Origin of the sequence: uncultured Campylobacter sp. (assembly GCF_938031315.1) — a bacterium.
GTDB lineage: Bacteria > Campylobacterota > Campylobacteria > Campylobacterales > Campylobacteraceae > Campylobacter_B.
Map to the genome: position 1 here is coordinate 1 of NZ_CALHHT010000412.1, position 8,077 is coordinate 8,077.

Annotated in this window: 11 protein-coding genes; 4 read left to right on the top strand and 7 right to left on the bottom strand. The window is 46.9% G+C overall.

Going from position 1 to position 8,077, the window contains the following annotated elements; translation table 11 throughout:
* From tatC to Q0236_RS10265, 4 genes are all read left to right on the top strand, one after another.
* On the top strand, window positions 1-704 hold a 704-nt coding region (gene tatC, locus Q0236_RS10250; RefSeq protein WP_297917460.1), incomplete at its 5' end, for a twin-arginine translocase subunit TatC.
* 1 nt (window position 705) lies between these two features.
* Window positions 706-1,725, top strand: a complete 1,020-nt coding sequence (gene queA, locus Q0236_RS10255) for a tRNA preQ1(34) S-adenosylmethionine ribosyltransferase-isomerase QueA (protein ID WP_297917462.1) — start codon at window positions 706-708, stop codon at window positions 1,723-1,725.
* Complete coding sequence (locus Q0236_RS10260) at window positions 1,722-2,762, top strand: hypothetical protein (protein WP_297917465.1); 1,041 nt, start codon at window positions 1,722-1,724, stop codon at window positions 2,760-2,762. The genes queA and Q0236_RS10260 overlap by 4 nt, the downstream gene beginning before the upstream one ends.
* 39 nt (window positions 2,763-2,801) lie before the next feature.
* Window positions 2,802-3,254: a hypothetical protein gene (locus Q0236_RS10265; protein WP_297917468.1), complete on the top strand. Its 453-nt coding sequence runs from the start codon at window positions 2,802-2,804 to the stop codon at window positions 3,252-3,254.
* Between the two features lie 325 nt (window positions 3,255-3,579).
* On the opposite strand, the gene Q0236_RS10270 is transcribed toward Q0236_RS10265, so the two are convergent.
* From Q0236_RS10270 to Q0236_RS10300, 7 genes are all read right to left on the bottom strand, one after another.
* Window positions 3,580-4,077 carry a hypothetical protein gene (locus tag Q0236_RS10270; RefSeq protein WP_297917471.1) on the bottom strand — a complete coding sequence of 166 codons (498 nt, stop codon included), beginning with the start codon at window positions 4,075-4,077 and terminating at the stop codon, window positions 3,580-3,582.
* A gap of 57 nt (window positions 4,078-4,134) precedes the next feature.
* The gene (locus Q0236_RS10275) at window positions 4,135-4,422 is read right to left on the bottom strand and encodes a hypothetical protein (protein ID WP_297917475.1); all 288 of its coding nucleotides are present in this window, start codon (window positions 4,420-4,422) and stop codon (window positions 4,135-4,137) included.
* A gap of 95 nt (window positions 4,423-4,517) precedes the next feature.
* Window positions 4,518-4,778, bottom strand: coding sequence for a 30S ribosomal protein S18 (gene rpsR, locus Q0236_RS10280; RefSeq protein ID WP_291937950.1), 261 nt, complete (start codon window positions 4,776-4,778; stop codon window positions 4,518-4,520).
* Window positions 4,779-4,792: 14 nt separating this feature from the next.
* On the bottom strand, window positions 4,793-5,377 hold the full coding sequence (locus tag Q0236_RS10285) for a single-stranded DNA-binding protein (protein ID WP_297917478.1): 585 nt from the start codon (window positions 5,375-5,377) through the stop codon (window positions 4,793-4,795).
* A 10-nt stretch (window positions 5,378-5,387) separates the two neighbouring features.
* Window positions 5,388-5,801 (bottom strand): 30S ribosomal protein S6, encoded by a 414-nt coding sequence (gene rpsF / locus Q0236_RS10290; RefSeq protein ID WP_297917481.1) that lies wholly within the window; start codon window positions 5,799-5,801, stop codon window positions 5,388-5,390.
* Between the two features lie 84 nt (window positions 5,802-5,885).
* On the bottom strand, window positions 5,886-6,890 hold the full coding sequence (locus Q0236_RS10295) for a DNA polymerase III subunit delta (RefSeq protein WP_297917484.1): 1,005 nt from the start codon (window positions 6,888-6,890) through the stop codon (window positions 5,886-5,888).
* Window positions 6,890-8,077, bottom strand: a 1,188-nt coding sequence (locus tag Q0236_RS10300) for a ribonuclease R family protein (RefSeq protein ID WP_297917487.1), incomplete at its 5' end; no start/stop codon positions are given. The genes Q0236_RS10300 and Q0236_RS10295, both read right to left, overlap by 1 nt.

The window sequence follows — 8,077 nt, forward strand, 5'->3', positions numbered from 1 at the left end:
TCTCCGTGCTTTCCGTCATCGTCCTTTTCGTCGCGTGCTTCGGCTTTTGGGAGCAGATCCTAGGTCTTATGACGCGCCCGCTAGTACGCGTGCTTCCCAAGGGCAGCGAGATCATCTTTACTCAGCTCGGCGAGACCTTTTTTACCGCGATGAAGGTATCGTTTTTCGCCTCGCTGCTTCTAGCGATGCCGATAATTTTCTGGCAGGCGTGGCTTTTCATAGCGCCCGGGCTTTACGACAACGAGAAAAAATACGTCATTCCCTTCGTTAGCGGAGCGAGCATTATGTTCTTTTTGGGCGCGGCGTTTTGCTATTTTTTCGTAATTCCCGTCGCGTTTAATTTCTTGATAAATTTCGGCGCGGAGCAATTCACCGCAATGCCTAAGATCGGCGAATATGTGGGATTTTTTACCAAGCTCGTAGTCGCATTCGGCATTAGCTTCGAGCTTCCGGTGGTGACCTTTTTCCTCGCTAAAATCGGGCTTGTGACGAACAAAAGCCTGAGCGATTTTTTCCGCTACGCAATCGTCATTATTTTCATCTTTGCAGCGGTCATGACGCCGCCAGACGTGCTTAGTCAGTTTATGCTCGCAACTCCGCTAATTGCGCTTTATCTGCTTTCGATCTTCATCGCCAAAATGATAAATCCGTATAAGCCCGAGGATGACGAAGGCGAAAATTCCACGGACGTAGCGCAGGCGTGAGATGGCGGATCTAAATTTAGTTGGCAGCTACGATTACGAGCTTCCTAGCGAGCTCATCGCAAGCGCTCCCGTCATGCCCAAACAAAGCGCGCGCCTACTGATCTACGACCGCGCCAAGGAGCAGATCACGCACGCGCACTTCGGCGATCTGGCGGACGCCCTGCCGCCCTGCGATATTATTTTCAACGACACGAAGGTAATTAAGGCGCGCCTCTTCGGTCATAAAAACAGCGGCGGCAAGATCGAGCTTCTGTTAAATTCGCCGCTTGCGGGCGATAAATTTAGCGCCTATATTCGCGGCAGCGTCAAAGCGGGCAGCGAATTAAAATTTCAAAGCGGTCTTGAAGCGCGCGTTTGCGAGCTGATGGAAGGCGGGCTTCGCATCGTGCAGTTTGAGCGCGGCGGCGAAGCTTTAAACACCCATGATGTTTTTGAAATTTGCGAGCGTATCGGCCATGTGCCGCTGCCGCCATATATTAAGCGCGCCGATACCAAGCAGGACGAGAGCTGGTATCAAAGCATCTTCGCGCGCGAGCAAGGCGCCGTAGCCGCACCCACCGCAAGCTTGCATTTTGATAGCGAGATGATCGCGGATTTACGCCGAAATCACGAGATCCACTTCATCACGCTGCACGTGGGCGCGGGCACCTTCAAGCCCGTGGAAGTAGCGGATCTGCGCGATCACAAGATGCACGGCGAGCTCTACTCCATCCCGCCGCAGACCGCGCAAATTCTAAAAAGCGAGCGAAAAATTTTAGGCGTGGGTACGACGGTGACGAGAACGATCGAAAATTTTGCACGCAACGGGCAAAGCAGCGGGATCTGCGAGCTGTTTTTGCACCCGGGCAATCCGCCGATAAGACAGAATTTTTTGCTTACGAACTTTCACCTGCCCAAATCCACGCTGATAATGCTCGTAGCGAGCTTCATCGGCCTTGAGCGCACGCTTGAGCTCTACCGCATCGCAGTGGAGCAAAGATACCGCTTCTACTCCTATGGCGATGGGATGCTTGTGCTATGAAAGCCGTGGTTTTAGGCACGCTAGCAATATTGGCTGCGACGGCAGGCTTTGCGGCAAGAAAATTTTTTGCTAAAAAGCCCGCCGTAAGCGGCAAAATTTTCTCCGCTGCGCCTAAAGCCAAAGAAAGCGATTCCATCGTGCCTAGACGCGAGGATATCGCGCAGATCGATATTTTAAAAATTTTAAAATTTCAAAGCGAAATTTTATTTGAGGAGTGCACGAAATACGATAGCACGCTCTATCTTAGCTTCCCGCCGCAGCTTCCGCGCATCTACGGCAGCGAAATTTTAAACCTAAGCAGCGCAGTTTTTGACGTGTGCGAGTTCTTTTTGCAAAACATCACCGAGCCGATTTGCGTGAGCGTGGAATTTAGCACCAAAGAGCTTAAAAAAAATATGAGTCGCATCAAGCTTGACGTACGAGTCGGTATCAATAGGCAGCTCAAAGACCCACAGACCTACGCGATCAAAAGCGCGCTAGAAAGCGTCTCAAACGCCGATGATGAATATCTAAGATCTGCTCAAGCCCACCTTGCCACACTGGGCACCCATCCTGTGTTGGGCAGCGACGGGCGCGGAACGTTCATTAAAATGGATGCCATGGTGGGCTGCTTTGCGCAAAAGCAGGATTTTAGCGCTAAAAAATATGACTACAACGTCATCATCACGCATAAAAACCGCGCGATCTTCGAGGAGCTGCGAGATTTTTTAAACGGGCTTGGTTGCGACGTGATGCCAAACTCCAACTGGGAGAGCGCAAAGAGGCACCTAAACGACTTCATCTACGTAGCCGACGTCGTCATCCTTGACGCCGAGATTCTGCGCGCCAATATAAGCGAAATAAACTACCTCAACGCGCTGGAAAAAGACGGGGTGTTTTTCATATTTTTACTTAAAAACAAACACTCGCTCAAGGTGCTGGAGGGGCTAAATTTTAAATTTTTCAAGCTCGAGATGCCATATTTCTACGACGAGTTTTACGCCACGCTCGACATCATCGAAAAGATCAAAAACGATGAGAATTTCTTGGGGCTGTAGCGAACGGGTAACGACAAATTTAAAACCAAAGAAATTGAAGTGCTATATTTTGACTTAGATTGGATCAAGGGCAATATAAAAGATAGCGAATATGCCTCAAGAGAGCGGCGATACGAGGCGTATTTAGCAGGGCTGCATAAAAATATGCATACGCTAGAAAGAATTTTTGCGGGCATAAGCTTCAACGATGCGCTATTGCTACCCAAAAAGCAAATTAATGAAAAGTTGCATTTGAAATTTTACATCGGAGATTTGCAAAATGGATATTATGAACTAAAATGCGTTATGAGCTCGGATCAAAGATGCGGCGCGGCAGCAGGCGAAATAATAACGAGCGAGATATTTTACGAAAATGGCAATTACCGCTTCTCTTTCATCCTCACTTGCTTGAAGGAATACGCCGTTAACTTTTCCAGGATAGATAGCCTTAAATTTAACGCGATTTCGGAGAAAAAATACCACTTTGAGCATAAGAAATTTAAACTTTTATAGAAAACCGCGCGCCTCATCGGTCGCGCATAAAATTTTGCCCGTAAAGATCGCGCCCTTAAATTTATCCCACTTGCAAGCCGCAAATAGCGTAAATTCCGTCGCGCCTTGCAGCTAAATTTATTAAATTTAACATAGTCCGCGCACAAGCAAGTTTATTTCGTCCGCTTACCTCAAAAACGCTCAAGCCCCATTTTTAAAATTTACGCCCAGACAAGCTTAAGAGACTTTGACAAGCAGCCCAATCTATTTTGAGACGCCCGATAAGACGTATATAAAGCGAGTAAATTTAAGAATTTAGTGCGAGGCTCGGCTCGCGATTTAAATTTTATCTTCTGCCCTCTTTTTTAGCCCTGACCGCCTCATAAAGCTCGTCGATCGAGGTCGCGGACGAGCCAGAGTATTTCTGCGCCGCTCGCATAGTCTTTTTGCCAAATTTACCGTCGAGCGCCGCGCCTTTAAACATCAAGCTATTCTGAATATAATAGATCTTATCTTGCTGCGTCAAATTCTGCTGCGCTTGTTGCACCTGCACCTCGGATTTAAGCTCTTTGGGCTGCTCCTCTTCATAATTCAAAGCCCCCGCCAAATAGCCCAATGCCGCCGCACCGATCAACGGTACGAAGGTTGATACCATGATGCTGCTCGAATCTTTGGCAAGTTCGTTTAAAATTTCTTTTGAAAGAAAGAACACAAAGCAGCCTATAATAAAAGCGATTATGTTATTTATGCCGAACATAAACCCCGCTATTATGATTAAAATACCGATAATGAGCTCGCCGCCCAAGCGACTTGTTAAATAATAGCTTATCAGGAAATTATTCACGATATCTCCTTTTTATAAATGCTCTAGTTAGATTGAAAGACATAAATTTTATTGATGCTAAAAGTCTCTAACAAATCTTGGTTCATGATCCTCGGAATCTTTGCGTGCCGAGGCCAAACAGACTGCGCCGGTGCCTATTATTACCGCACTTACGACTATGAATCCTTTTACCAAACCATAAACACCGATAAAGATAAGTATCGCGCCGCCCACGAACAATTTAACCCAAGCTCTACCATAATGGATCTCCGCCTGACATTCGCTGCATATAACCGCACCGTATCTGACGTCATCCTTGCCGCAAAAAGGGCATGTTAAATAATCTGGATGCTCGCTATCCGCCATAAATTTCTCCTTTGAAAAATATGGTTATATTATATATGAGATGGACTTAATAATTTAAAAATAGAGGAATTTTAGCGGCTCTACGCCGCTAAAATTTAAAGATTTTCGAATGGATTTGTGACCACGTCTTTGCGATCGACGATGTAAGGTATAAGGGCTGCTTGGCGCGCGCGCTTGATAGCCTTTTCTACCATCTCTTGGTATTTTTTGCTGGTGCCGGTTAAGCGGCGCGGCATAATCTTAAAGCGCTCGCTTAGGCAGTGCTTTAGCAGCGCCGTGTCCTTATAATCGATAAATTCGATCTTTGCTTCCGTAAATTTGCAATACTTCCTAGTATATTTTCTCTTATCTGCCATGATTTTTTCCTTAATTAAAATGGGATCGTGTCGTTGCCATCATCGTATTTATCGGCATCGACGTCGACTTCGGGAATCGTGCTTTCGTAACTCTGTTCTTTTTGTTTAGGCGCGTTATAATCGTTTTTTGCGCCTTTGAAATTTGAGTTTTGTCTGTTAGCATAGCTATTTCCGCCGCTATAGTTAGAATTTCCTCCGCCGTAGCCGCCGGAGCTTCCACCATAATTGCCGCCCTCGTAATTACCGCCTTGATTATAGCCGCCGCTTCCACCTTGATTGCTTCCTAGCATCTCCATCGTATCTACGCTGATAGAGTGCTTGCTTCGGTTCTGTCCGTTTTGATCCTGCCACTGATCTAGCTTTAAGCGGCCTTCGATCAAAATTTTACTGCCTTTTCGCAAGTATTGATTTGCGATTTCGGCCGTACGACCAAAAAAATCTATGTCTATAAAGCACGTTTCTTCGCGTTTCTCGCCGTTTGAGCTATTATATCTGCGCGTGACGGCGATGCCGGTTTTACCTACGGCGGTGCCCGTTTGCAGATATCTAAGCTCGATATCTCGGGTCAAATTACCTACCAAAACTACTTTATTGAACATATTTTATCCTTTATTCGCCCTCTTTGGCTGCTTCTTCAGGCTCTTTTGGCTCTGCCGGCGCTTTTGGCTCGCGCTCTTTTTTCGCAGGGCTTAGTTTGATGCCTTTGCTTAGTTTATCCCAAGCAGAAATTTCACGCTTAGTCTCATATTTGACGGTCAAAAATCTAATGATATCTTCGGTGATGCGCAGATTTCTAACAAGTTCGGAGATCAAGCTCGGCTCGGCTTTAAAATAGATTACGAAATAAATTCCGCGCTCATATTTGTCGATCTTATAGGCAAGCTTTCTAGCGCCCATTTCGATCACGGAAGCGATCTCTCCGCCATTTTTGGTTATGATTTCTTTGACGAAATCGACTTTTGTTTTAACTTCATCGTCGGTAAGCGTGGGCTTAACGATGAATAAAACCTCGTAGTTTCTCATAAATTCTCCTTATGGATTTTAGCTCGCAAACAGCGTCTGCGGGCAAGGATTTTGCAAAAAATGCAAATGGATATTACTAAAATTTCACTTAATATTTGCTTTTTGCCCGAGCGAACTTAGCAGCATGCGCTGCAACCTCAAAAACGACGCAAGCAAAAGCTCGTCCTTCGCTACGTTCTTTTCGCTTTTGAGTTCAAATTCCAAATCGTTTAAGTGAGCGAAAATTTTATAAAACGTCCGCGTTGAAAAGCTGGTGGCATAGCGCTGCATCTGTGCGGCCACGGAAGGGGGCGGTTGATAGCCTAAAACCGCCTTAAAATCAAATCTGCCGTTTATTTTTACGTAAGCGTGCAGGCGAAAAATTCTATAAATCAGGCGGTAGAAATAATTTATCAGCTCCATCTCGTTGTATCCGCCGCCCAGAGCCATTTTGTAAAAATCTACGCGAAAGTCGCTTAGTCCAAAAATTTTATCAAAAAGCTCGTCGTAGCTTACTTCGCTGAGCCCATAAACCATCAAATTTACGTTTTGCAGGTTAAGCTCAAGCCCCAGACTTGCAAATTTCTCTATCTCGCTCGCGCTTAGGCTCAGGCTTTCGTTGTGGATGGCGTAGATCCTGCTAAGCGCGGCGGTGTTTGCAAAAAGCCCGCACATCTCGCATTTTTGCGCAAGCAGCGCTATGGCTTCGTTTACGCCCGAGGGTTTGAAAAACCTCACTTCGTTTCGTTCAAATTCCTTGATAAAATCCGCGCTTACAGAAATTTCGCTATCGTTTAGCTCGTAGATCAGATGGTTATTCGCGTCCACCTTGCACAGCGCGATGAGCCTTCGCAGCTCCTCTTTTTTGATAAGCGAGGCGGTTTTGATGTGAAGCGTGTTGCTACCGCCGAAAAGCGAGGGCTCCAAGAAGCTTCGCGCCTGCTCAAAATCATACTCCAAAAAATACAAACTCAAAAAATTATCGGCCGCGTAAATTTGCTTCAGGCGCTGCGCGTAAAGCTCGTTTGAAAAGTCGTCTCCGCCGCGCAAAAGCACGAAATTCGGCACCCTTCCGCTTGCGATAAGCCCGTCAAATTCTTTTCTATACATCAGATCTTCTTTACCACCCTGCCTAAGATCACTCCGCTAGCGACATTTGCGTCCGTAAGCTCGACTAGCACGGGCGTTAAAATGTCGCCGGCGAAATTTGAAACTAAAATTTTAGCCCCCTTTAGCTTGTCGTCTAGCTTTGCGGTGACGGAATTTCCGTTTTCGTCGATGTAGCAGCGGAATTTTTTGCCTAAATTTTCTGCGGCCCAGCGCGCAAATTTACGATCCATAAAATCAAACGCAACCTTGTCCGCCTCGCGCTCTAGCTCGTTTAGCCGTGCGCACGTCGCGTCGATGTTTAAAAGCAGGTAATTATAAAATTTCTCATCCCCCCTCATCTGCGCCTTTAGCAATCGGTGCAAAATGAGATCGGAATAGCGCCTGATCGGGCTTGTGAAGTGCGTGTAGTTATCAAATCCGAGCCCAAAATGCCCGCGCGATTCGGATCCGTACTCGGCGCGCTTTTGAGCTTTGATGATGAGCTTATCGACCTCTTCGCGGATACCCATGGCATCGGCTTGCGCTTGGATTTCGCCGATCATTTTAGCAAGGTTGCTCTGATACGGCGCGTCGATGCCAAACAGCGCCAGATCGTCAAGCAGAGCGTAAATTTTTTTAAGCTCCGCCGAGCCGTGATTTCTAAAAACGCCCCGCTCGATGCGCGCCGCAGCGGCTTTGTTGGCTAGCAGCATACAATCCTCGATGAGCTTGTGCGACGGAGTGTCGGTCTCAAAGCGGGTGGAGTTTATAAAACCGTGCTCATCAAGCGTGATGCGAAGCTCCTTGGTGCGGAAATCAAATCCGCGCTTTAGCCTCGCACGGCGCAGTCGCTCGCAAATTTCATTAAGCGGCAAGAGCCAGCTTAAAATTTCAGGCTCGCACGCCTTGCGAGTGCGTAAAATTTCATCGACCTCGTCGTAATTAAAGCGGCGTTTTGATCTTATAATCGCTTCGAAAAGCTCCTCTTTTTGCGGGTTTAAATTTTCATCCAAAGCGATTTTAAAAACAAAGGCCAGCCTCGGCAGATCCGGCATCAGCGAGCAGATGTTTTCGCTAAGCTCGCGCGGCAGCATCGGCACGGATCTGTGCGGGAAATAGATCGAAAAGCCGCGAAATTTCGCCTCCTTATCGATCGGCGAGTATTCGCTTACATATTCGCTCACGTCGGCGATCGCGACGTAAAGCGT